Below are 24,101 nucleotides of genomic sequence, written 5' to 3'. Positions count from 1 at the left end.
TACGAACGCTGGCCGCACCCTGATCGGCGCCAAGCATGCCCAGCGAAGCCAGGGTGGTCAAGCAGCATGCCCGGTACAGTTTATTGCAGTATGAGCGACAATCAGTCCACCAATGGAGTGACCGACTGGACATAGGCCATCAACTCGGCATGCGCCGGGGTCGAAACGTTCATATCCAACTGATGTTTGGCGTCGAGGTAATGCTGGCTGAACACATCAAAGTAGGCATCCAGCGCCGAGGCTGCGTCGATATCGCCCGCAAGGTCGAGACACAGCGCCGCCACTTCCGCCGTGCACAGATGCTCGCTGCGGGTCGAGCGGCGCAACCGGTAGCGCGAGAGTTTTTCGGGCAGCAGGCTGAGGATCGGCAAACGATCGAAATAGGGACTCTTGCGAAAGATCTTCCGCGCTTCGGTCCAGGTCGCGTCCAACAGAATAAACAACGGACGCTTCGTGCCATCGACATCCACACTGTTTGTCACCCGCTCAGGCTCGACATACTCACCCGGAAACACCAGGTAGGGCTGCCATTGCGGGTCGGACAACAGCGCCAGCAACTTCGGATCGACCTCCGTACGGGACCAGATGAAGGCGTGGTTGTCAGGGACCACATCGGCGATCAGCCAACCGGTGTTGCTCGGCTTGAACACTTCCTTGTTGGTCATGATCAGGCACACGCCGGAGCGGGTCGCGACCTGCGGACGCCATGCGCACAAGCAGTGGCTCTCGATCACCCGGCAGTCACGGCAACGCGGCGCACGCCAGCCGCGGGCCTGAATCGGCTTGATGCCTTCCTCCTCACGCTGATCGCGCAAGCGGGCTACGGCATTCAAGGCAAAGCGCGCGGGGGTAGTGCTCATAGCGGGCAACGCCCACAGAGAAGAGAACTCGACACGAAAAACACTCGACAGGGCAAAAAGTGCCAGCAGTTTACCAGACCGCCCGGTGCAAGCCTGTACCGTCCAGCCCGCCTCCCCTATAATTCGCCGCCACTGAACGCACAGTCACGTGACGGGTCAAACCCCCATCACTGAACCAGGAGAGTTTCATGCTGCGCCTTATCGTTCCTACCGCGGCTATTTTGCTGGCGTCGTCCCTCAATGCCCAGGCTGCGTCCTTGAAAGACACGGAACTGAACAAAATGCTGCAAAACGTCGCCACCCAGAGCAGCGTCGGCACTCCTCGAGCGATCAACGAAGACATACTCGATCAAGGCTACACCGTTGAAGGCAAACAGCTGATCAACCACCTGAGCGTGCAGAGCAGCCACGCCGACAAGATGCGTGCAGACCCGAAGGCGGTGTACTTCCAGTTGGGCGCTTCTGTCTGCAGAAACGAAGGGTTTCGCAAGCTGATGGCCAAGGGCGCGATCATGCGTTACGACTTCACCGAGGTGAAGACCAACCGTCCGGTTGGTTCCGCAAGCTTCCAGGAATCGGATTGCCTGCAACCGGCCAAGAAGAAAAAGTAATCACCGGGAATTGGCGCGCCGCTGTTCATCTTCGGCGCGCAATTCTGCCAGCAGCGCCTGCAAGTAATGCGAACGGCGTTCGCCGCCACGCAAACGCCGGCAGCACTCCTCTTCGAGGCTCAAATGATTGGCCTCGGCTGATGACTTCAACAATCGATACAGTTGCGTATCGACCTCCAGAACGACTCTGGCCATGGTTTCCCGCCTCCCTGCACTTCACTCATGTTTGAGCGATTAAATCCTTGAACTGCATATACCGTGCGTCCTGCCGTTGACGCAAAGTTGTCGTGTGGCACCTGTAACTTAGTAAATCAGAGTGCGGCACACACGACGACTGTTCAGACGAGCGGTGAAACCACCTTGCAAATCATCAATAAGCGGTTGCCAGCAAAGACGTTGTGGCGCAATGATCAATCAGCGCAAATCGTTGTGAACGTCTAGATTTCAGGTGTCCACCTTCACTTTTTCAGGGCTGGAAAGGGGCTGCCCGTCGCTTGTCGTGTTATGCGATTGTTTCTTTCATCCAAGGGAAAAACAGAACCTGTTTGGATGATCCGATGCCTTTCGGATCAAGTAGATCGCCCAGGCATGGGCCTGGGCAGACAGCGATACATGAAGTGTCGTGGCGCGACGTACGTTGTCGGGCCGAAGGTTCTGTGCAGAAGGAGAAGTTGAATGCCTTACCAACCGAATGACCTCCTGAGCCGTCATTTTGAAGAAAGCGGCCACGACCTCCTCAGCAAGGTCGAAGAACAACTCAAGCTGATTTCACCCAACAGCCCGAATATCCCGATCTACCGTGACATGATCCTGACCGTGCTGCGCATGGCCCAGGAAGACCACAACCGCTGGAACGCCAAAATCACCCTGCAAGCCCTGCGCGAACTGGAACAGGCCTTCCGCGTGCTCGAACAATTCAAGGGACGGCGCAAGGTCACGGTTTTCGGCTCGGCCCGTACCCCCATGGAACATCCCCTCTACAGGATGGCCCGGGAACTCGGCGCCGCTCTGGCGCGCTCGGACATGATGGTCATTACCGGCGCCGGTGGCGGCATCATGGCCGCCGCCCACGAGGGCGCCGGCCTGACACACAGCCTGGGGTTCAACATCACCCTGCCCTTCGAGCAGCATGCCAACCCCACTGTCGACGGCACGACCAACCTGCTGCCCTTCCATTTTTTCTTCACCCGCAAGCTGTTCTTCGTCAAGGAAGCCGATGCCCTGGTGCTGTGCCCGGGCGGTTTTGGCACATTGGATGAAGCCCTGGAAGTGCTGACGCTGATTCAGACCGGCAAGAGCCCATTGGTGCCCGTGGTGCTGCTCGACGCGCCGGGCGGTAAATTCTGGAAAGGCGCACTGGACTTCATTCACCAGCAACTGGAGGAAAACCACTACATCCTGCCCACTGACATGAAGCTGGTGAGACTGGTCTACAACGTCGAAGAAGCGGTAGAGCACATCAACCAGTTCTACGGCAACTTTCACTCCAGTCGCTGGCTCAAGCATCAGTTCCTGATTCGCATGAATCACTCACTCAACGACCAGGCACTCGAATACATGCAGGAGGCTTTCGCCGACCTGTGCCTGAGTGATCATTTCCATCAGCACACTTACAGCGGTGAAGAACACGACGAAGCCGAATTCAGCCATCTGGCGCGACTGGTCTTCAACTTCAACGCCCGCAATCATGGCCGCCTGCGCGAACTTGTGGACTACATCAACCTGCCGGAAAACTGGGCACAATCAAAACCCCAGGCACAACAACGCACGCGGGAGTCGTCAAAGGTTACGTAAGGCATAAAAAAACGGCCCGCTATCGAAATAGCGGGCCGATTCAGTTCAATCGTCCATCCCTCGACCGCTGAACAGGCGGTTGATCATTTCCATGGAGTATCCCCGATACGCCAGGAACCTGCCTTGTTTGGCGCGCTCCCGGACATCTGCCGGCAATTGCCCGGAGAATTTACGTCGCCAGGTGTCGGCCAGTTGCTCCTGCCAGTCGATACCGCTCTCACGCAGGGCAAGTTCAATATCGGTGCGCTGCAGGCCGCGCTGGCTCAACTCTTCACGAATGCGTAAAGGGCCATAACCGGAACGGGCACGATAGGAAACAAAACTTTCGAGGTAACGGGTTTCAGACAACAACCCCTCTTCCGTCAACCGGTCGAGTGCTGTTTCGATCATTTCGGGGAGGGCGCCGCGCTGACGCAGTTTACGCGTCAGCTCGACTCGACCGTGCTCGCGTCGTGCGAGCAGGTCCATTGCGGTTCGCCGCACCGCGACGAGTGTATCGAGTACGGCGGTCATCGCTTCGATCAGATATCAGCGTCAACCAGGTCGTCTTCGGTCTCTTTGACCGCAGAAGCTTTGGCGTCTGCTACGGATGCCGGGGACAGGAGCTTGTCACGCAGTTGCTTCTCCAGCTTTGCCGCGACTTCCGGGTTGTCCGCCAGGAACTTGGCCGAGTTGGCCTTACCCTGACCGATCTTGGTGCCTTCATAGGCATACCAGGCGCCGGACTTCTCAACGAAACCGTGCAGAACACCCAGGTCGATCATCTCGCCGTTGAGGTAGATGCCCTTGCCGTAAAGAATCTGGAACTCGGCCTGACGGAACGGCGAAGCTACCTTGTTCTTCACGACCTTGACGCGGGTTTCGCTACCAACGACTTCATCACCTTCCTTCACCGCGCCAGTACGACGGATGTCCAGACGAACCGATGCGTAGAACTTCAGAGCGTTACCACCGGTGGTGGTTTCCGGGCTACCGAACATCACGCCGATTTTCATGCGGATCTGGTTGATGAAGATCACCAGGCAGTTGGCGTTCTTGATGTTACCGGTGATTTTACGCAGCGCCTGGGACATCAGGCGGGCTTGCAGGCCCACATGCATGTCACCCATTTCGCCTTCGATTTCAGCCTTTGGCACCAGGGCGGCCACGGAGTCGACGATGATCACGTCAACCGCGTTGGAACGCACCAGCATGTCGGTGATTTCCAGGGCCTGCTCGCCGGTGTCCGGCTGGGAAACCAGCAGGTCGTCGACGTTGACGCCCAGCTTGCCGGCGTACTCAGGATCGAGGGCGTGTTCGGCGTCGACGAATGCGCAGGTCGCGCCGGCTTTTTGAGCCTGGGCGATCACGGACAAGGTCAGCGTGGTTTTACCGGAAGATTCAGGACCGTAGATTTCAACAATACGGCCTTTTGGCAGACCGCCGATGCCGAGAGCAATGTCCAGACCCAGAGAGCCAGTGGAAATGGCCGGGATCGCCTGACGGTCCTGATCGCCCATACGCATTACGGCACCCTTGCCGAATTGACGTTCGATCTGACCCAGGGCCGCAGCCAAGGCTTTCTTCTTGTTGTCGTCCATTAAAGTCCTCACGTAATCAATAAGGCCTGACGGCCAACACCTGTATAAGTAGCCAGTATTATTCCACAGCGATTCCGGATCGCCTACCCCTGATTTGAGATTTCTGCCGCGGCATAGCGCAGTAGCCCCTCTAGCGCGGCCTTCACCGTTTGTCGGCGCACCTCGTCACGGTCACCGGCGAAGTGTTGCAACTCGCTGAACACTCGCTCGCCCACCCCCCAGGCCAGCCAAACCGTCCCCACTGGCTTGCTCGGCGAACCACCGTCCGGCCCGGCTACGCCACTGACCGCCACGGAAAAATATGCGCGACTTTTCTCCTGCGCGCCCCTGGCCATCGCCTCGACCACCTCGCGACTGACCGCCCCCACCGTGGTGAACAACTCCACAGGAACATCCAGTTGCAGGTTCTTCTGCAGATTGGAGTAGGTGACATAACCGGCCTCGAACCACGCCGAGCTGCCGGGAATACGGGTGATCGCCTCGGCGATCCCGCCTCCGGTGCAGGACTCGGCCGTGGAAACGTGGGCATTGAGAACCTGCAATTGCCTGCCAAGGTCAGCGGCGAGTTGGGTGATTACTTTCACGGTCATCTCCTGATGGGCGGGATGGGTTAACCGTACACCAGCAGACCGCACTTGCAAGCGACTGGAGCGATCAAAATGTAAAGAACCAGAGGCTCTGGAAAAGGCCTGCCGAGGATTCAATCTTCGACGTCGCCGAATGGAACTTGACTGACGCCCATGCGCTTGGCCGCCCAACGCTCATACAAACCCAAAACCACGTCAGTCCCGGCCATCGCCGCCAAACAACCGCCTGCACAAGCAGCCCAAATGGAAACATTGGCGGCGTGCAGCAACATGATGGCCGAGGCGCCGCAGATCATGCTGGAGCCAGACCGCAGGCTCAGGCGCCGGATAAGGGGCCAGCCACGAACGCCCTCTTTATCGGCACGCCACATTTCACCGGTAACGCCACCGAGTATTGGCAGGCTGATGACCAGCCAAAGAGGCATGTCCAGCAACGCATATTGCTCAGCGGTCATTTCATGCCTCCTTGAGTGAACGGTCATTCCGTGTTCTTGAACAGATAGGCAACAAGATTATGCATCAATGCATAATCAGTCAATGCGCAAACGCATAAAAGAAGACAATCCGATGCCTTCAGCAAACGAAAAAACCCGCTCGGGAAGCGGGTTATATCTGAACGCAGGAGGTGTTAGCGAGCGTACATGCCCCACCAGAAGACATGTCCGAGGATAACAATCGGCTCCTCCTGGATGTCCTGAAAGGTGTAATCCTCATCTGGGTGTTCATCACGATTGAAGCTGCGCAAGCGAATCCCGGTCGGCAGGCGATAAAGCTGCTTCACCCGAAGTTGGCCGTTGTGATTGATTGCATAAAGGTCGCCGTCAACGATATCGCCAATGCCGCACTTGCCAGCATTGACCCCGACCGTCGCCCCGTCACGCAGTACCGGCAACATGCTGTTGCCCCGCACTGTCACGCACTTGGCCTGGTCGAACTGTACGCCGTTATGGCGCAGGCTACGTTTGCCGAAGCGCAGGCTAGAACGTTCGCTTTCTTCGATGACGAATCTTCCCGATCCTGCGGCCAACTCAACCTCACGAAGAAAAGGAACTGACACCTCATCGTCATCGACAGGGGTATCGTCGTCCCACAGGCTTATATCCTTGAGTTCCGAATGCACAGGAGCGCGCCCGGCATTGGTGGCGGGCGCGACGTCCGCGCGGCCACGCAACTGGTCGGTGCTCACGGAAAAATAGTCGGCAATTTTCGAAATATGCCGATCCGAAGGATCGACGATCTTCCCGCTGAGAATACGCGAGAGCGTGGATTGAGGCACGCCGGTACGACGGTGAAGCTCCGTGGGGGAGATCCCGTGCTGATCGAGCAATGCCCTTAAGACAGTAGATACGTTGCGTTTGTGCATAACGCGCATAGTGCTGGTTATTTCCGCAGAAGACAAATGCCCAATTGCATAATCGATGCATGACCTGTTTTTTGCATCGTAAAAGATGTCACCCGGCCGCGATGCCTGCGTCGGGTAGAGCGCCCATGGTAACCTTGCGCCCATCGCGGAAAAGCCTGGCCGTTGCCCCGCTTTTGCCCCACCTCTTTCAACGAGCTTCCTGACAATCCGATGAATAAAGCCGTCTCCGACCTGTCTTCCCACACCCCGATGATGCAGCAGTACTGGCGCCTGAAAAACCAGCACCCGGACCAGCTGATGTTCTACCGCATGGGCGACTTCTACGAGATCTTCTATGAAGACGCGAAGAAGGCCGCCAAGTTGCTGGACATCACCCTGACCGCCCGCGGACAGTCGGCGGGGCAGGCGATTCCGATGTGCGGGATTCCTTACCATGCCGCCGAGGGTTACCTGGCAAAACTGGTGAAGCTTGGCGAATCGGTGGTGATCTGCGAGCAGGTCGGTGACCCGGCCACCAGCAAAGGGCCCGTGGAGCGGCAGGTGGTGCGCATCATCACGCCGGGGACGGTGAGTGACGAGGCGCTGCTGGATGAGCGCCGAGACAACCTGATCGCTGCCGTTCTGGGTGACGAGCGCCTGTTCGGTCTGGCGGTGCTGGACATCACCAGTGGCAACTTCAGCGTGCTGGAAATCAAGGGGTGGGAAAACCTGCTGGCGGAGCTGGAGCGGGTCAACCCGGTGGAACTGCTGATCCCGGATGACTGGCCCAAGGATCTGCCGGCAGAAAAACGCCGCGGTGTGCGTCGCCGTGCGCCATGGGATTTCGAGCGCGATTCAGCGCTCAAAAGCCTGTGCCAGCAATTCTCGACCCAGGATCTCAAGGGCTTTGGCTGCGAAAACCTGACCCTGGCCATCGGCGCCGCCGGTTGCCTGCTGACCTACGCCAAGGAAACCCAGCGCACCGCCCTGCCCCATTTGCGCAGCCTGCGTCATGAGCGCCTCGACGACACCGTGGTGCTCGATGGCGCCAGCCGTCGCAACCTGGAGCTCGACACCAACCTGGCCGGGGGCCGCGACAACACCCTGCAATCGGTGGTGGACCGTTGCCAGACCGCCATGGGCAGCCGCCTGCTGACCCGCTGGCTGAATCGCCCGTTACGCGATTTGACGGTGCTGTTGGCGCGCCAGACCTCGATCACCTGCCTGCTCGACGGCTACCGCTTCGAAAGACTGCAACCGCAGCTCAAGGAAATCGGCGACATCGAGCGGATTCTTGCGCGGATCGGCCTGCGCAACGCCCGCCCGCGCGACCTCGCCCGCTTGCGTGACGCCCTCGGCGCACTGCCCGAACTGCAAGTGGCGATGACAGAGCTCGAAGCCCCGCACCTCCAGCAACTCGCCAGCATTACCAGTACCTACCCGGAACTGGCAGCACTGCTGGAGAAGGCCATCATCGACAACCCGCCGGCGGTCATTCGTGACGGTGGCGTACTGAAAACCGGCTACGACAGCGAACTCGACGAACTGCAATCGCTCAGCGAAAACGCCGGGCAATTCCTGATCGACCTCGAGGCACGGGAAAAGGCCCGCACCGGCCTGTCGCACCTGAAGGTCGGCTACAACCGCATTCACGGTTACTTCATCGAGCTGCCAAGCAAGCAGGCGGAGTCGGCACCGGCCGACTATATTCGCCGCCAGACACTCAAAGGCGCCGAGCGTTTCATTACGCCGGAACTCAAGGCGTTCGAAGACAAGGCATTGTCAGCCAAGAGCCGCGCCCTGGCCCGCGAGAAGATGCTGTACGAAGCGCTGCTCGAAGACCTGATCGCCCAGTTGCCACCCTTGCAGGACACCGCCGGCGCCCTGGCCGAACTGGACGTCTTGAGCAACCTGGCCGAGCGTGCACTGAACCTCGACCTGAACTGCCCGCGCTTCGTCAGCGAACCGTGCATGCGCATCAGCCAGGGCCGCCATCCGGTGGTCGAGCAGGTGCTGACCACGCCGTTCGTGGCCAACGACCTGAGCCTGGACGACAACACGCGCATGCTGGTGATCACCGGCCCGAACATGGGCGGTAAATCCACCTACATGCGTCAGACCGCCCTGATTGTGCTGCTGGCGCATATCGGCAGCTTCGTGCCGGCGGCCAGTTGCGAATTATCGCTCGTCGACCGCATCTTCACCCGGATCGGTTCCAGCGATGACCTGGCCGGCGGGCGCTCGACCTTCATGGTGGAAATGAGCGAAACCGCGAACATTCTGCACAACGCCACCGAGCGCAGCCTGGTGTTGATGGACGAAGTCGGGCGCGGCACCAGTACCTTCGACGGCCTGTCCCTGGCATGGGCAGCGGCCGAACGCCTGGCGCATCTGCGTGCCTACACGCTGTTCGCCACCCACTACTTCGAACTGACCGTCCTGCCGGAAGCCCAGCCGCTGGTGGCCAACGTGCACCTCAATGCCACCGAGCACAATGAACGCATCGTGTTCCTACACCACGTGCTGCCCGGCCCGGCCAGCCAGAGTTACGGCCTGGCGGTCGCGCAGCTGGCGGGCGTACCGAGTGAGGTGATCGCCCGTGCCCGCGAGCATTTGAGCCGCCTGGAAGACACCGCACTGCCCCATGAGTCGCCAGCACCTGCCAAAGGCAAACCGGCGGTTCCACAGCAAAGCGACCTGTTTGCCAGCCTGCCACACCCGGTGCTGGAGGAACTGGCCAAGCTCGATCTGGACGACATGACACCACGTCGTGCTCTCGAAATGCTCTATACACTGAAGACACGGATCTAACGCAGCGGCTTGCAAGCTGTTAGAATCTCGCGCGGTTTGGGATGCTGCTGGCTAATAGCCTGGCCAGCAGACTATCGCTCCCAAACCTGGCGACCCCTACGAGAAGGGGCGCAGCAAGCCGCGCCTGAGGAGAAAATTAGAAATGACCTTCGTCGTCACCGACAACTGCATCAAGTGCAAGTACACCGACTGCGTAGAAGTCTGTCCGGTGGACTGCTTTTACGAAGGCCCGAATTTCCTGGTGATTCACCCGGATGAGTGCATCGATTGCGCGCTGTGCGAACCTGAATGCCCTGCCGTGGCTATCTTCTCCGAAGATGAGGTTCCGGCCGGCATGGAGAACTTCATCGAGCTGAACGCTGAGTTGGCCGATATCTGGCCAAACATCACCGAACGCAAGGATCCAATGCCCGATTCCGCAGAATGGGATGGCAAGCCAGGCAAGATCGCAGACCTCGAACGCTGATTACCCCCGCGTTCGCGAAAAAGGCCCCACAAGGGCCTTTTTGCTTTTCTGCAGGCAAAAAAAGGGGCGGTTTGACCCGCCCACATTTTTTCCCTATTCCCTGTGTTCCTTTTCATCATCCTGATGAATCGCGTCCTGCGATATCCCTATCCCTCATCCTTGAAGGACGTGTCTGTCCGTCGACACAACCTCAATACTAGAGTGTTCCCCTGCGGGATCAATCGCCCCTTGGCGCGAAACCCAGCTGTCACACGTCATTAATAATAAAAAATAGTTATATAAATCAAAAAGATAAAAACGAAAGGCGTTCATCATGGACGATTGCCAGGGTGTAAAAATAACGAACACTTACGCAAGTGTAAGCCTGGGCTTACAGCACGAAACCGAAATCCAGAGGGGATTCGGTCTCTTGGTCTGGCAATAAAAAACCCCGAGCCAGTCGGGGTTTTTCATGCCATCGCATTGAGTGCCTTATTGGAACAGCGACTCACTCGACAGACCATTTTTTTCCAGGATCTCGCGCAGCCGCTTCAAGCCTTCCACCTGAATCTGCCGGACCCGCTCACGGGTCAGGCCGATTTCCAGACCGACGTCTTCAAGGGTGCTGCTTTCATGACCGCGCAAGCCGAAGCGGCGTACAACCACTTCGCGTTGCTTGTCGGTCAGCTCCGAGAGCCATTGATCGATGCTCTGGGACAGGTCGTCGTCCTGCAACAGTTCGCATGGATCGGTCGGGCGGTCGTCTGTCAGGGTGTCGAGCAGGGTTTTATCCGAATCCGGACCCAGCGAGACGTCGACCGAAGAAACCCGTTCGTTAAGGCCGAGCATACGCTTGACCTCTCCCACCGGTTTTTCCAGCAGGTTGGCGATTTCTTCGGGTGAGGGTTCATGGTCGAGTTTTTGCGTCAGTTCCCGCGCAGCCCGCAGGTACACATTCAGCTCTTTGACCACATGGATCGGCAGCCGGATGGTCCGGGTCTGATTCATGATTGCGCGTTCGATGGTCTGGCGAATCCACCAGGTCGCGTAGGTCGAGAAGCGGAAACCGCGCTCCGGATCGAACTTCTCCACCGCCCGGATCAAGCCGAGGTTGCCCTCTTCGATCAGGTCCAGTAGCGACAGCCCACGATTGACATAGCGTCGGGCGATTTTCACCACCAGTCGCAGGTTGCTTTCGATCATGCGCTTGCGCCCGGCCGGATCGCCACTTTGCGACAGGCGCGCAAAATGAACTTCTTCTTCGGGTGACAGGAGGGGAGAAAAACCAATTTCATTGAGATACAACTGCGTGGCATCGAGTGCCCGCGTGTAGTCAATGTACTTGTGTTGTTTCAACGATGCGGAGTGTTTGGATTTGGCACGAACGGAAGGTGGAGCCGCCCCTTCATCATTCGACATCGAATCCGTATCGATGCCGCTCTCCATCAGGAGAACCTCATCGTCGATGTCAAACTCCGGCACTTCTTTACTGAGAGCCATTGTTATAGTCCTTTGGTGAGTTCGACCTCAAGCTCAAGCGGCGCCTTTCTCCCTGGCAACGCTGGAGCCTGTCCCCTCTACGCGACGGAACAGGCTGGTAAGCGATCAACGACGTGGCAGGAATTGCAGCGGATCTACAGGTTTACCCTGGCGGCGAATCTCAAAATGCAGTTTCACCCGGTCTGTACCCGTTGACCCCATTTCGGCAATTGTCTGTCCGACCTTGACCTGCTGCCCCTCCCGAACCAACAGCCTGCGGTTATGTCCGTAGGCACTGACGTAGGTTTCACTGTGCTTGATGATCACTAATTCGCCGTAGCCCCTTAAGCCACTCCCGGCGTATACCACCGTCCCATCAGACGCAGCTAAAACAGGCTGTCCCAAATCTCCGGCGATATCAATTCCTTTATTCAAACTACCGTTTGAAGAGAATTTTCCAATCAGAATGCCATTAGATGGCCATCCCCAGCCTGTCGGGGCTGGCCCCGGAGGAGGTAACGGAGCGGGGGCAGGTTTGTTCGCGACGGACGGTACAACTGTCGTTGTGCTGGTAGTCGTACCGTTTGCCGAACGACGGATGACCGTGGTTTTACTCGACGACGAAGGCGTTGAACTGGACGAACTGACCACCGCTGTCGACGTTGAACCGGTACGACCATCAAAGCGAATCGTCTGACCCGGATGGATGGTGTAGGGCGCGGGAATATTGTTTCGGGCCGCAAGGGCCTTGTAGTCCCAGCCGTAACGGAAAGCAATGGAAAACAGGGTGTCCTTTGGACGCACCACGTATTGCCCGGTGGTCACGGCTGGACGCTGAGCCGCCGCATTGTTGCGGTCCACGACACGAACATCACTGGATTTGTTGCTGGAACAACCGACCAGCAATGTACTCAATACAAGGCCAGTCACCAAGCGCTGAAAGCTCGTTTTACTCATACGCTGCGCAATGACTGTGAGACTCACCCGCCGCTCCCTCTGTGGTGGCTGAAAATGTTAAATACCGGAGTCCGGCATGAACTGTCGCAAGTATAACGGGCCGTGCACGCTTTACCTTTAATGTGGCGAATCGCTGTCACGCACACGTTTGCTGCCTGAAGATGAATCCCGTTGAAACAATCGATGCCGCTGTAAGACAAAGGCAATCGAAGAGAATTCAGCGCGCCGAAACAAATGCTCAGGCCAATGGCCCATTGAGCAATGGCACGAAGCGCACAGCCCCCAGAACATGCCTGGAAAAACCTTGTTCCTCGCGGATGATCAGCATCAATTGCTGGACTTCGCCGGCCCCGACCGGGATCACCATTCGGCCTCCCGGAGCCAACTGGTCAAGCAATGCCTGGGGCACGTCAGTCGCCACGGCGGTGACGATAATCCCGTTGTACGGCGCCAGTGCCGGCCAACCTTCCCAACCATCGCCCCAGCGAAACACCACGTTGCGCAGGTTCAGTTCGACCAGGCGTTCCTTTGCCCGATCCTGCAGAACCTTGATGCGCTCGACCGAGAACACACGCTCGACCAGTTGCGACAGCACTGCCGTCTGGTAACCCGACCCGGTGCCGATTTCCAGCACCTTGTCGAGGGGACCGGCCTCCAGCAGCAGCTCGCTCATGCGCGCCACCATATAAGGCTGGGAGATGGTCTGGTTATTACCTATCGGTAGCGCGGTGTCTTCATAGGCACGGTGCGCCAGCGCTTCATCGACGAACAGGTGACGCGGGGTCCGGCGAATGACCTCCAGCACCCTAGCGTTGGAGATGCCTTCTTCATACAGGCGCTGGATGAGCCGCTCCCGGGTTCGCTGGGAGGTCATGCCGATGCCGCGACGCAGCATATCGTCTTGTTCGCGGCCCATCAGCGCAACCCCTCCAGCCAGCCGTCCAGACTTCTGAAGGCATCATTGAAGGTGCGATCCAGTTGCAGCGGCGTGATGGACACATAACCCTGCATCACTGCATGGAAATCGGTACCCGGTCCACCGTCCTCGGCATCCCCGGCCGCGGCGATCCAGTAACCGGACTTGCCCCGCGGATCTACCACTTTAATCGGTGCCGCGGCACGGGCGCGATGGCCCAGGCGGGTCAACTGGATACCGCGGATGCGATCGAGCGGCAAATTCGGAATGTTCACGTTCAGTACCGTACGCGGTGGCAGATCCAGGTCAGCATGGGCTTCAACCAGTTTGCGCGCGAAATGGGCAGCTGTGGGAAGGTTCTCTACCTGGCGTGAGACCAGCGAAAAGGCAAACGAAGGGTGTTTCAGGAAACGCCCCTCAAGGGCCGCCGCCACCGTGCCGGAATACAGGACATCATCCCCCAGGTTCGCGCCCAGGTTGATACCGGAAACCACCATGTCCGCTTCGCGCTCCAGCAGGCCGTTGAGACCCAGGTGCACACAATCGGTTGGTGTGCCATTGAGGCTGATAAAGCCGTTGGCCAGGGTTTGCGGGTGCAACGGACGGTCGAGCGTCAGCGAACTGCTGGCGCCGCTCTTGTCCTGGTCCGGGGCGATAACCACGCACTCGGTGTAATCCGCCAGCGCAGCATAAAGCGCGGCGAGACCGGGTGCTGTTACCCCATCGTCGTTAGAAATCAGAATACGCATGGGCTGTCCGTCTGCCCCACCGGCACCAGATCAACAAGCTCGCGCACCAATACGGTGGCGAAGCATCCGGCCGGCAGGACGAATTCCAGTTGCAGAATGTCCAGCGAGGGATAATGCCACGTCAACCCGCCAATGGGCAGCCGCAGGATGCGACGTTCGTGGCTCATACCGGCGTTGATCAGCCAGTCACGCAAATCCGCTTCGCGTTCGGCGATGGCCTGCTCCAGTTCATGGACAACCCCCATGGCCGGCGAGTCACCTTCGCCCCACTGCGGACCGGTCGGGTGCAGATCGAGAATTGCCAGGCGCGGGTCGCTGCACTCGGCTTCACCTGCCGGGAAAAAGCTGCGGCTGTCGGTAAATGCCAGCAGATCGCCCACCTGGGCACGCTGCCAGGTGCCGTCGGCGACACGTGCAGCCAATACCTGGTTGAACAGAAAACTGCGCGCCGCGGAGAGCAGCCGCGAGCGCACGTTACGCTGCTCCGGCAGGGCCTTGCGCGCGGCCCAGGCGCGAGCATCGACGACGTTGCCGCCGTCATGGCCGAAACGCTGGGCGCCGAAATAATTGGGGATGCCTTGTTTGGCGATCAGTTGCAGACGCTCTTCAAGCGCAGCCTTGTCACCGGCGAACTGCGTCAGGCGCAAGGTAAAGCCGTTGGCCGAGTGCGCGCCACGTTGCAGCTTGCGCTTGTGGCGGGCGGTCTTGAGGATCTTCAGCGTATCGTTTTCCGCGGCTGTCAGATCAGGGTCGGCCTTGCCCGGCAGCTGCACGCTGAACCACTGGCGAGTCAACGCCTGACGGTCCTTGAGCCCGGCATAACTGACGGTACGCAACGGCACACCCGCAGCCTTGGCAATCCGGCGCGCCGCTTCTTCAGTATTCAGGCCGCGCTTTTCCACCCAGATCCACAGGTGTTCGCCTTCGCCACTGAGGGGAATGTCGAGGACTTCGTCGACCTGGAAGTCTACCGCGATCGCCTTGAGGACCGCCGTGCCGAGGGCCTCACCGTAAGCCCGAGGGCCGAGCAATTGCAGTTCGTTCATGCGCGCAGCAACAAGGCAACAGAGTGCACGGCAATGCCTTCTTCGCGACCGACAAAGCCGAGCTTTTCGGTGGTGGTAGCTTTCACGTTCACTTGATCCAACTCTACTTGAAGATCCGCGGCAATCAGCGCGCGCATCGATTCGATATGCGGGGCCATTTTCGGCGCCTGGGCGACGATGGTGTTGTCGACGTTGCCGACTTTCCAGCCCTTGGCATGGACCAGTGCGACGACGTGACGCAACAGCGCGCGGCTGTCGGCGCCCTTGAATTGCGGGTCGGTATCCGGGAAATGCTTGCCGATGTCGCCCAGCGCCGCGGCGCCAAGCAAGGCATCGCTCAAGGCGTGCAAGAGGACGTCACCGTCTGAGTGGGCGAGCAGCCCGAAGCTGTGTGCAATGCGCACACCGCCCAGAGTGATGAAATCGCCTTCAGCGAAACGGTGCACATCATAGCCGTGGCCAATACGCATAAAAAAACGCCCCGATTTTTGTCAGGGCGTGATTCTACCTGCATTAGCCAACCAGAGCATGCGCGTGATGCCGCAAGTGCTCATCGATGAAACTGGCGATGAAGAAATAGCTGTGGTCATAGCCCGGTTGCAGGCGCAACGTCAGAGGATGACCGGCCAGTTTGGTCGCCTGTTGCAAGGCTTCAGGCTTGAGTTGAGTGGCAAGGAAATCGTCGCGATCACCCTGGTCGACCAGCAGCGGCAGCTTTTCATCGGCCTCGGCGATCAACGCGCAGGCATCCCATTCCCGCCATTTCGAACGATCCTCTCCCAGGTAGCGGGAGAAGGCTTTGTGCCCCCACGGGCAATCCATCGGATTGTTGATGGGCGAGAACGCCGATACCGAACGATAACGTCCCGGGTTGCGCAAAGCACAGACCAGCGCGCCGTGGCCGCCCATGGAATGTCCACTGATGCCGCGCTTGTCCGACGCCGGGAAATGGGCTTCAACCAATGTCGGCAATTCCTGCACAACGTAGTCATGCATCCGATAGTGTCGCGACCAGGGTTCCTGGGTGGCATTCAGATAAAATCCGGCGCCGAGGCCGAAGTCCCAGGCGCCATCCGGATCGCCCGGCACATCAGGACCGCGAGGGCTGGTGTCCGGTGCGACGATGATCAGCCCCAACTCGGCGGCCATGCGCATGGCGCCGGCCTTCTGCATGAAGTTCTCGTCGGTGCAGGTCAGGCCGGACAACCAGTACAACACCGGCAGCTTGCCGCCCTGCTCCGCCTGCGGCGGCAGATAGACGGCGAACACCATGTCGCAGCCGAGCACGTCAGAGCGATGGCGATAGCGCTTGTGCCAGCCACCGAAGCTTTTCTGGCAGGAGATGTTTTCCAGGCTCATGACAGACCTCAGAAATGAATGACGGAGCGGATGCTTTTTCCTTCATGCATCAGGTCAAACGCCTTATTGATATCTTCCAGGCCCATGGTGTGGGTGATGAAGGTATCCAGCGGGATCTCACCGGTCTCGGCCATTTCCACATAGCTTGGCAACTCGGTACGGCCACGCACACCACCGAACGCCGAACCGCGCCAGACGCGGCCGGTGACCAGCTGGAACGGACGGGTGGAGATTTCCTGGCCGGCACCGGCAACACCGATGATGACCGACTCGCCCCAGCCCTTGTGGCAGCACTCCAGTGCCGCGCGCATCAGTTGCACATTGCCGATGCACTCGAAGGAAAAGTCGACACCACCGTCGGTCATGTCGACGATGACTTCCTGGATCGGACGATCGAAGTCTTTAGGGTTCACGCAATCGGTTGCACCCAGCTGTTTTGCGATCTCGAACTTCGCCGGGTTGATGTCGATGGCGATGATGCGGGCAGCCTTGGCTTTGACCGCGCCGATGACGGCCGACAGACCGATGCCGCCGAGGCCGAAAATGGCCACGGTATCACCCGGTTTGACCTTGGCGGTGTTGAGCACGGCGCCGATACCGGTAGTGACGCCGCAGCCCAGCAGGCAGACTTTTTCCAGTGGCGCTTCCTTGGCGATTTTCGCAACGGAAATCTCCGGAAGCACGGTGTACTCGGAGAAGGTCGAAGTGCCCATGTAGTGGAAAATCGTTTCGCCCTTGTAGGAAAAACGCGAAGTGCCGTCCGGCATCAAACCTTTGCCCTGGGTCGCGCGAATCGCCTGGCAGAGGTTGGTCTTGCCCGACAGGCAGAATTTGCACTGGCGGCATTCCGGGGTGTACAGCGGGATCACATGGTCGCCTACCGCCACGGAGGTCACACCCTCGCCGACGGCTTCAACGATCGCCCCGCCTTCGTGACCGAGGATCGACGGGAAGATGCCTTCCGGATCAGCGCCGGACAAGGTGTAGGCATCGGTATGGCAGACACCGGAGGCCACCACGCGCAGCAAGACTTCGCCGGCCTTGGGCATGGCGACATCGACTTCTACGATTTCGAGGGGCTTCTTGGCCTCGAAGGCAACGGCGGCGCGCGACTTGATCATGATGACTCTCCAGTGAATAAAAACGAGACAAGGAGTGTAATACATGGCCAACCGATGAATAATCGACGCAAATGCAAAATATTATTGCCACACAGGGATAATCATCGATGTCCGAAAACCGCTGGGAAGGGATCGACGAGTTTGTCGCTGTCGCCGAGTGCAACCAGTTCACCGCTGCGGCGGAGCGCCTGGGGGTTTCTTCCTCCCATATCAGTCGACAAATCGTACGCCTCGAAGAGCGCCTGCAAACCCGTTTGCTCTACCGCAGTACCCGCCGGGTCGCGCTGACCGAGGCCGGGCAAACTTTCCTGCAGCATTGCCAACGCTTGCAGGACGGCCGCGAAGAGGCACTGCGCGCGGTGGGTGACTTGACCAGCGAGCCCAAAGGCATGCTGCGCATGACGTGCGCCGTGGCTTACGGTGAACGCTTCATCGTGCCGCTGGTGACCCGTTTCATGGGGCTGTATCCGCAACTGCGCATCGATATCGAATTGACCAATCGGCAACTCGACCTGGTACATGATGGCCTCGATCTGGCGATCCGCCTCGGGCGCTTGCAGGATTCACGGCTGGTTGCCACCCGCCTCGCGCCACGGCGCATGTTTCTCTGCGCATCACCCTCCTACATTGAGCGCTACGGCCGGCCGCACAGCCTGTCGGAACTCAGTCGCCACAACTGCCTTATCGGCAGTTCGGATCTCTGGCAACTGGAGCAGAACGGACGGGAATTTTCCCAGCGAGTCCAGGGAAACTGGCGCTGCAATAGTGGGCAAGCCGTACTGGACGCGGCGCTACAGGGCGTGGGGTTGTGTCAGTTGCCGGACTATTACGTGCTCGAGCATTTGAAGAGCGGCGCATTGATTTCGTTGTTGGAGGCGCATCAACCACCGAACACCGCGGTTTGGGCGCTTTATCCACAACAACGGCATTTGTCGCCGAAGGTAAGAAAACTGGTGGACTACCTGAAGGAAGGGTTGGCCGAACGGCCGGAGTATCGGGGTTAGAACCACCAGTGTTTCTCAGTGACAGATTGGCTGACTGAACCGGCGCTTTCGCGAGCAAGCCCGCTCCCACAGGGGAACAGTCTTGCTCACAAAAATTGCGGGCACATTGGTCAAATGTGGGAGCGGGCTTGCTCGCGAAAGGCGCGACGCGGTCTCAAAGTTGATTGCCGCACAACTTAGTGACGATTGGCCCAACGCTGCCTCAACCATTCAAGATCTTCGGGACGCGTCACCTTGAGGTTATCGGACCGCCCTTCGATCAGCCGTGGTGCCGAACCGGCCCACTCCATGGCCGATGCTTCGTCGGTAATGACGGCATCCGCCACCAGGCTGTCAGCCAACGCCCGATGCAATGCCCCAAGGCGAAACATCTGCGGCGTGTAGGCCTGCCAGATCACACTGCGATCCACGGTTTCGAGTACGCGACCGTGCTTGTCGACCCGCTTGAGCGTATCCCGTGCCGGAACCGCCAGCAGTCCGCCGACAGGGTCGTCAGCCAGTTCAGCCAACAACTTGTCCAGGTCGTCACGACTGAGGTTAGGCCGTGCGGCATCGTGAACCAGTACCCAATCCTCATCATCGGCACCCTGCGCGTGCAAATGCAGCAAGGCATTGAGCACCGATCCGGAACGTTCGGAACCGCCCTCGACCCGGACAATACGCGGGTCACTGGCACACGCCAGGTTCGGCCAATAAGGATCGTCGACAGCAAGACTGACCACCAGGCCTTTCAGGCAAGGATGGTCAAGGAAACAGCCGAGGCTGTGTTCGAGAATAGTGCGCCCGCCCAGTTGCAAGTATTGCTTGGGACGGTCCGCGGCCATACGGGCACCGACGCCCGCGGCAGGAATCACGGCCCAGAAGGCCGGTAACGTCTGGCTCATTGCGCCAACTGGTAAAGGGTTTCACCGTCCTTGACCATGCCCAACTCATGGCGAGCCCGTTCTTCAACGGTCTCCATGCCCTTTTTCAACTCACTGACTTCGGCGTCCATTACCCGATTGCGCTCCAGCAATGCCTGGTTCTCAGCTTGCTGATCCGCGATCTGCTGCGTCAACTCGGCCACTTGCGCCAGACTGCCGTTTCCCACCCACAGGCGGTACTGCAAGCCAGCCAGCAACAAAAGCAGAATGAGGAACAACCAATTGGGACTGCGCATCGAATATCAGGTATCCAGTGAAAAAAGACAGCCATGCCAAACGTGAAGCTTCTGATAGCACGAAGCCTGGAAGAACCAGGCTTGTGCTTATAAGCCATCAGATTAGTGGCAAAAACGTCGCTATAGCGATTTTTCCGACACAATCCGGTGTCTTTTTTACCACGTACTTACTCAGCCGCGGAATTCGCCGCGACCGTTGTACTTGGCCTTGCCGTTCAACTGCTCTTCGATACGCAGCAGTTGGTTGTACTTGGATACGCGATCGGAACGGCACAGGGAACCGGTCTTGATCTGGCCAGCCGAGGTGCCCACGGCCAGGTCGGCAATGGTCGAATCTTCGGTTTCGCCGGAGCGGTGCGAGATCACGGCGGTGTAACCGGCAGCCTTGGCCATCTGGATGGCTTCCAGAGTTTCGGTCAGGGTGCCGATCTGGTTGAACTTGATCAGGATCGAGTTGGCGATCTTCTTGTCGATGCCTTCTTTCAGGATCTTGGTGTTGGTTACGAACAGATCGTCGCCTACCAGTTGGGTCTTCTCGCCGATCTTGTCGGTGAGGATCTTCCAGCCAGCCCAGTCGGACTCGTCCAGGCCATCTTCGATGGAGATGATCGGGTAACGCTCGGTCAGGCCTTTGAGGTAGTCAGCGAAACCTTCGGCGGTGAACACCTGGCCTTCGCCGGACAGGTTGTACTTGCCGTCTTCGTAGAATTCGCTGGCCGCGCAGTCCAGGGCCAGGGTCACGTCGGTGCCCAGCTTGTAACCGGCATTGGCCACGGCTTCGGAGATCACTTTCAAAGCGTCTTCGTTGGAAGCCAGGTTCGGCGCGAAACCACCTTCGTCACCGACGGCAGTGCTCAGGCCACGGGCCTTCAGCACGGCTTTGAGGTGGTGGAAAATCTCGGTGCCCATGCGCAGACCTTCCGAGAAAGACTTGGCGCCAACCGGCTGAACCATGAATTCCTGGATGTCGACGTTGTTATCGGCGTGCTCGCCGCCGTTGATGATGTTCATCATCGGAACCGGCATCGAGTAGACACCCGGGGTGCCGTTCAGGTTGGCGATGTGAGCGTACAGCGGCAGGTCCTGGTCCTGTGCTGCTGCCTTGGCTGCAGCCAGGGAAACGGCGAGGATCGCGTTGGCGCCCAGGGAACCTTTGTTTTCAGTACCGTCGAGCTTGATCATTGCCAGATCGAGCGCTTTCTGGTCGCTTGGGTCCATACCTTTCAACAGGTCTTTGATCGGACCGTTGATGTTGGCTACGGCCTTCAGAACACCCTTGCCCAGGTAACGGCTCTTGTCGCCATCACGCAGCTCGAGCGCTTCACGCGAGCCAGTGGAAGCACCGGATGGCGCGCAGGCGCTGCCGATGATGCCGTTATCGAGAAGCACATCCGCTTCCACGGTGGGATTGCCACGGGAGTCGAGAACTTCACGACCTTTGATGTCGACGATTTTAGCCATTGTTGTAAACACTCCAAAGTTGACGAAAACGACGCAGCTGTAGGAAATCTTTGGTCGTCGGCAAGCGAGGTGCAGCGGGCAGTCTTGCAGACGAAAAGGCTCAGGCTCGAGGGCCTGAGCGTTAAATCGTGCGGTACTTTACCGGAGAATTGAGGATTACGCGGTTTCTACCGTCGGAAAACTCTTCACCAGTTCGTCCAGGGCTTTGAGCTGGGCCAGGAATGGCTCCAGTTTGTCCAGGCGCAAGGCGCAAGGACCGTCACATTTGGCGTTGTCCGGATCCGGGTGGGCTTCCAGGAACAGTCCGGCCAGCGACTGGCTCATGCCGGCCTTCGCCAGGTCGGTGACCTGGGCGCGACGACCGCCGGCGGAATCGGAGCGACCGCCAGGCATTTGCAGCGCATGGGTCACGTCGAAGAACACCGGATATTCGAACTGCTTCATGATGCCGAAGCCGAGCATGTCGACGACCAGGTTGTTGTAGCCGAAGCTCGAACCACGCTCGCAGAGAATCAACTGATCATTACCCGCTTCCACGCACTTGTTCAGGATGTGCTTCATTTCCTGAGGCGCGAGGAACTGGGCTTTCTTGATGTTGATCACGGCGCCCGTTTTGGCCATCGCGACCACGAGGTCGGTCTGGCGCGACAGGAAGGCCGGCAACTGGATGATGTCGCAGACTTCAGCGACGACCGCGGCCTGGTCAGGCTCGTGGACGTCGGTGATGATCGGCACGCCGAAGGCTTGCTTGATGTCCTGGAAGATACGCATGCCTTCTTCCAGGCCAGGACCACGATAGGAGGTCACAGAAGACCGGTTGGCCTTGTCGAAACTGGCCTTGAACACGTAAGGGATACCGAGCTTTTCGGTGACCTTCACATACTCTTCGCAAACCTGCATGGCCATGTCACGGCTTTCCAGCACGTTCATGCCGCCGAACAGCACCATGGGTTTGTCGTTGGCAATCTCGATGTCGCCGACGCGGATGATCTTCTGTGCCATCGGGGTTACGCCTTCTTCTGGTGTTGAGCCAACGCGGCCTTGACGAAACCGCTGAACAGCGGATGACCGTCGCGTGGCGTCGAGGTGAACTCAGGGTGGAACTGGCAAGCGACGAACCATGGATGATCCGGTGCTTCAACCACTTCAACCAGTGCGCCATCCCCGGAACGACCGGAGATTTTCAAACCGGCTTCCATGATTTGCGGCAGCAGGTTGTTGTTCACTTCGTAGCGATGACGGTGACGCTCGACAATCACGTCCTTGCCGTAGCAACCATGAACCAGGGAACCTGGCTCCAGCAGGCAATCCTGCGCGCCCAGGCGCATGGTGCCGCCCAGATCGGAAGCTTCGGTGCGGGTTTCGACCGCGCCGGTGGCATCTTCCCACTCGGTGATCAGGCCCACGACCGGGTGGCCGCTTGCACGATCGAACTCGGTGGAGTTGGCGTCTTTCCAGCCCATCACGTTACGGGCGAACTCGATTACGGCCACTTGCATGCCCAGGCAGATGCCCAGGTACGGAACCTTGTTTTCGCGAGCGTATTGAACGGCAGTGATCTTGCCTTCAACGCCACGCAGACCGAAGCCGCCAGGCACCAGGATCGCGTCGACGCCTTCCAGCAGCGCAGTGCCCTGGTTCTCGATGTCTTCGGAATCGATGTAGCGCAGATTGACCTTGGTACGGTTGCTGATGCCGGCGTGACTCATCGCTTCGATCAGCGACTTGTAGGCGTCCAGCAGCTCCATGTACTTGCCGACCATGGCGATGGTGACTTCGTGCTCAGGGTTGAGCTTGGCGTCGACCACGGCTTCCCACTCGGACAGATCGGCACCGCCGCATTGCAGGCCGAAGCGCTCGACGACGAAATCGTCCAGGCCCTGGGAGTGCAGGATACCCGGGATCTTGTAGATGGTATCGGCGTCTTCCAGCGCAATCACCGCACGTTCTTCAACGTTGGTGAACTGCGCGATCTTGCGACGCGACGACACATCGATCGGGTGGTCGGAGCGGCAGACCAGCACGTCTGGTTGCAGGCCGATGGAACGCAGTTCCTTCACCGAGTGCTGGGTTGGCTTGGTCTTGGTTTCACCGGCAGTGGCGATGTACGGCACCAGTGTCAGGTGCATCAGCATCGCGCGCTTGGCGCCGACTTCGAAACGCAGTTGGCGGATCGCCTCGAGGAACGGTTGCGACTCGATGTCACCCACGGTGCCACCGATCTCGACCATGGCCACGTCAGCGTCGCCGGCACCCTTGATGATGCGGCGCTTGATTTCGTCGGTGATGTGCGGGATCACCTGGATGGTTGCACCCAGGTAGTCACCACGGCGCTCTTTGCGCAGCACGTGTTCGTAGACACGGCCGGTGGTGAAGTTGTTGTTCTGGGTCATGGTCGTGCGGATGAACCGCTCGTAGTGGCCCAGGTCCAGGTCGGTCTCGGCGCCGTCGTGGGTGACGAACACTTCACCGTGCTGGAACGGGCTCATGGTGCCCGGGTCGACGTTGATGTACGGGTCCAGCTTCAGCATGGTGACCTTAAGTCCCCGCGCCTCCAGGATGGCCGCCAATGATGCCGATGCAATGCCTTTCCCCAATGAAGAAACAACACCGCCCGTGACGAATATGTAGCGCGTCATGAAAAACCCTAGAAGTCTGCGTTAAAGCGGTCCGAGCCGCCGGGGAAAGCGAAGGAAGGCCGAAGCCCCCGATCACCTGCATTAATCACAGTGCACCTTTCAAAAAAACCGCCGCGTTGGGACAGACCGGGAAATGAATCACCGGTTCGTTGCTCGCTACACATTTTTTGGAATCGCCCAG

At 58.9% G+C, this 24,101-nt stretch carries 25 protein-coding genes; 5 read left to right on the top strand and 20 right to left on the bottom strand.

What is annotated here, in order from left to right:
* Positions 1 to 101 precede the first annotated feature (101 nt).
* The gene (locus tag ACXX83_RS02675; RefSeq protein WP_458547487.1) at positions 102 to 860 is read right to left on the bottom strand and encodes a tRNA-uridine aminocarboxypropyltransferase; all 759 of its coding nucleotides are present in this window, start codon (positions 858 to 860) and stop codon (positions 102 to 104) included.
* A gap of 188 nt (positions 861 to 1,048) precedes the next feature.
* On the opposite strand from ACXX83_RS02675, the gene ACXX83_RS02670 reads away from it, so the two are divergent.
* Positions 1,049 to 1,471, top strand: a complete 423-nt coding sequence (locus ACXX83_RS02670) for a quorum-sensing-regulated virulence factor family protein (protein ID WP_007971154.1) — start codon at positions 1,049 to 1,051, stop codon at positions 1,469 to 1,471.
* On the opposite strand, the gene ACXX83_RS02665 is transcribed toward ACXX83_RS02670, so the two are convergent.
* Positions 1,472 to 1,666, bottom strand: coding sequence for a hypothetical protein (locus tag ACXX83_RS02665; RefSeq protein WP_007971153.1), 195 nt, complete (start codon positions 1,664 to 1,666; stop codon positions 1,472 to 1,474).
* Between the two features lie 480 nt (positions 1,667 to 2,146).
* Here ACXX83_RS02665 and ACXX83_RS02660 point away from each other — a divergent pair, with 480 nt between their 5' ends.
* Positions 2,147 to 3,265 carry an LOG family protein gene (locus tag ACXX83_RS02660; RefSeq protein WP_458547486.1) on the top strand — a complete coding sequence of 373 codons (1,119 nt, stop codon included), beginning with the start codon at positions 2,147 to 2,149 and terminating at the stop codon, positions 3,263 to 3,265.
* A 45-nt stretch (positions 3,266 to 3,310) separates the two neighbouring features.
* Here the strand turns inward: ACXX83_RS02660 and recX are convergent, their stop codons facing one another.
* The 5 genes from recX to ACXX83_RS02635 form a co-directional block, all read right to left on the bottom strand.
* Entirely contained in the window at positions 3,311 to 3,778 is a 468-nt protein-coding gene (gene recX / locus ACXX83_RS02655; protein WP_095965054.1) for a recombination regulator RecX, read from the bottom strand.
* An 8-nt stretch (positions 3,779 to 3,786) separates the two neighbouring features.
* On the bottom strand, positions 3,787 to 4,845 hold the full coding sequence (gene recA, locus ACXX83_RS02650; RefSeq protein WP_007971148.1) for a recombinase RecA: 1,059 nt from the start codon (positions 4,843 to 4,845) through the stop codon (positions 3,787 to 3,789).
* Positions 4,846 to 4,928: 83 nt separating this feature from the next.
* On the bottom strand, positions 4,929 to 5,429 hold the full coding sequence (locus ACXX83_RS02645; protein ID WP_015093786.1) for a CinA family protein: 501 nt from the start codon (positions 5,427 to 5,429) through the stop codon (positions 4,929 to 4,931).
* Between the two features lie 116 nt (positions 5,430 to 5,545).
* Positions 5,546 to 5,887, bottom strand: a complete 342-nt coding sequence (locus tag ACXX83_RS02640) for a phage holin family protein (protein ID WP_458547485.1) — start codon at positions 5,885 to 5,887, stop codon at positions 5,546 to 5,548.
* A gap of 173 nt (positions 5,888 to 6,060) precedes the next feature.
* On the bottom strand, positions 6,061 to 6,795 hold the full coding sequence (locus ACXX83_RS02635; protein ID WP_095965138.1) for a LexA family transcriptional regulator: 735 nt from the start codon (positions 6,793 to 6,795) through the stop codon (positions 6,061 to 6,063).
* 210 nt (positions 6,796 to 7,005) lie between these two features.
* Here ACXX83_RS02635 and mutS point away from each other — a divergent pair, with 210 nt between their 5' ends.
* Positions 7,006 to 9,585: a DNA mismatch repair protein MutS gene (gene mutS / locus ACXX83_RS02630; RefSeq protein ID WP_458547484.1), complete on the top strand. Its 2,580-nt coding sequence runs from the start codon at positions 7,006 to 7,008 to the stop codon at positions 9,583 to 9,585.
* Between the two features lie 142 nt (positions 9,586 to 9,727).
* Positions 9,728 to 10,051 (top strand): ferredoxin FdxA, encoded by a 324-nt coding sequence (fdxA, locus tag ACXX83_RS02625; protein WP_007970729.1) that lies wholly within the window; start codon positions 9,728 to 9,730, stop codon positions 10,049 to 10,051.
* Positions 10,052 to 10,522: 471 nt separating this feature from the next.
* Here the strand turns inward: fdxA and rpoS are convergent, their stop codons facing one another.
* From rpoS to ACXX83_RS02585, 8 genes are all read right to left on the bottom strand, one after another.
* Positions 10,523 to 11,530, bottom strand: a complete 1,008-nt coding sequence (rpoS, locus tag ACXX83_RS02620) for an RNA polymerase sigma factor RpoS (protein WP_007970728.1) — start codon at positions 11,528 to 11,530, stop codon at positions 10,523 to 10,525.
* Between the two features lie 105 nt (positions 11,531 to 11,635).
* Complete coding sequence (locus ACXX83_RS02615; RefSeq protein ID WP_217837380.1) at positions 11,636 to 12,493, bottom strand: peptidoglycan DD-metalloendopeptidase family protein; 858 nt, start codon at positions 12,491 to 12,493, stop codon at positions 11,636 to 11,638.
* A gap of 211 nt (positions 12,494 to 12,704) precedes the next feature.
* The gene (locus ACXX83_RS02610) at positions 12,705 to 13,340 is read right to left on the bottom strand and encodes a protein-L-isoaspartate(D-aspartate) O-methyltransferase (protein ID WP_172435346.1); all 636 of its coding nucleotides are present in this window, start codon (positions 13,338 to 13,340) and stop codon (positions 12,705 to 12,707) included.
* Positions 13,341 to 13,381: 41 nt separating this feature from the next.
* Positions 13,382 to 14,131, bottom strand: a complete 750-nt coding sequence (gene surE / locus ACXX83_RS02605; protein ID WP_015093781.1) for a 5'/3'-nucleotidase SurE — start codon at positions 14,129 to 14,131, stop codon at positions 13,382 to 13,384.
* Entirely contained in the window at positions 14,119 to 15,177 is a 1,059-nt protein-coding gene (gene truD / locus ACXX83_RS02600) for a tRNA pseudouridine(13) synthase TruD (RefSeq protein ID WP_458547483.1), read from the bottom strand. Before truD ends, surE begins: the two co-directional genes overlap by 13 nt.
* Positions 15,174 to 15,647, bottom strand: coding sequence for a 2-C-methyl-D-erythritol 2,4-cyclodiphosphate synthase (gene ispF / locus ACXX83_RS02595; RefSeq protein WP_007970721.1), 474 nt, complete (start codon positions 15,645 to 15,647; stop codon positions 15,174 to 15,176). Before ispF ends, truD begins: the two co-directional genes overlap by 4 nt.
* Before the next feature lie 43 nt (positions 15,648 to 15,690).
* Positions 15,691 to 16,536 carry an S-formylglutathione hydrolase gene (gene fghA / locus ACXX83_RS02590; RefSeq protein ID WP_095965047.1) on the bottom strand — a complete coding sequence of 282 codons (846 nt, stop codon included), beginning with the start codon at positions 16,534 to 16,536 and terminating at the stop codon, positions 15,691 to 15,693.
* 8 nt (positions 16,537 to 16,544) lie between these two features.
* Positions 16,545 to 17,657, bottom strand: a complete 1,113-nt coding sequence (locus ACXX83_RS02585) for an S-(hydroxymethyl)glutathione dehydrogenase/class III alcohol dehydrogenase (protein ID WP_126049674.1) — start codon at positions 17,655 to 17,657, stop codon at positions 16,545 to 16,547.
* A gap of 107 nt (positions 17,658 to 17,764) precedes the next feature.
* Here ACXX83_RS02585 and ACXX83_RS02580 point away from each other — a divergent pair, with 107 nt between their 5' ends.
* Positions 17,765 to 18,661 (top strand): LysR family transcriptional regulator, encoded by an 897-nt coding sequence (locus ACXX83_RS02580; RefSeq protein WP_015093776.1) that lies wholly within the window; start codon positions 17,765 to 17,767, stop codon positions 18,659 to 18,661.
* A gap of 176 nt (positions 18,662 to 18,837) precedes the next feature.
* On the opposite strand, the gene ispD is transcribed toward ACXX83_RS02580, so the two are convergent.
* From ispD to pyrG, 5 genes are all read right to left on the bottom strand, one after another.
* Positions 18,838 to 19,545, bottom strand: coding sequence for a 2-C-methyl-D-erythritol 4-phosphate cytidylyltransferase (ispD, locus tag ACXX83_RS02575; RefSeq protein WP_458547482.1), 708 nt, complete (start codon positions 19,543 to 19,545; stop codon positions 18,838 to 18,840).
* Entirely contained in the window at positions 19,542 to 19,820 is a 279-nt protein-coding gene (ftsB, locus tag ACXX83_RS02570) for a cell division protein FtsB (protein ID WP_007970710.1), read from the bottom strand. The genes ispD and ftsB overlap by 4 nt, the downstream gene beginning before the upstream one ends.
* Positions 19,821 to 19,991: 171 nt before the next feature.
* Positions 19,992 to 21,281 carry a phosphopyruvate hydratase gene (eno, locus tag ACXX83_RS02565; RefSeq protein ID WP_015093774.1) on the bottom strand — a complete coding sequence of 430 codons (1,290 nt, stop codon included), beginning with the start codon at positions 21,279 to 21,281 and terminating at the stop codon, positions 19,992 to 19,994.
* A 156-nt stretch (positions 21,282 to 21,437) separates the two neighbouring features.
* Positions 21,438 to 22,283, bottom strand: a complete 846-nt coding sequence (gene kdsA, locus ACXX83_RS02560) for a 3-deoxy-8-phosphooctulonate synthase (RefSeq protein ID WP_015093773.1) — start codon at positions 22,281 to 22,283, stop codon at positions 21,438 to 21,440.
* A 5-nt stretch (positions 22,284 to 22,288) separates the two neighbouring features.
* Positions 22,289 to 23,920 (bottom strand): CTP synthase, encoded by a 1,632-nt coding sequence (pyrG, locus tag ACXX83_RS02555; RefSeq protein WP_007970707.1) that lies wholly within the window; start codon positions 23,918 to 23,920, stop codon positions 22,289 to 22,291.
* Positions 23,921 to 24,101: the final 181 nt, after the last annotated feature.

The organism is Pseudomonas sp. GNP012, assembly GCF_054343835.1.
The sequence above is the reverse complement of the archived record's forward strand: the minus strand, read 5'-3'. Positions and strand labels throughout refer to the sequence as shown.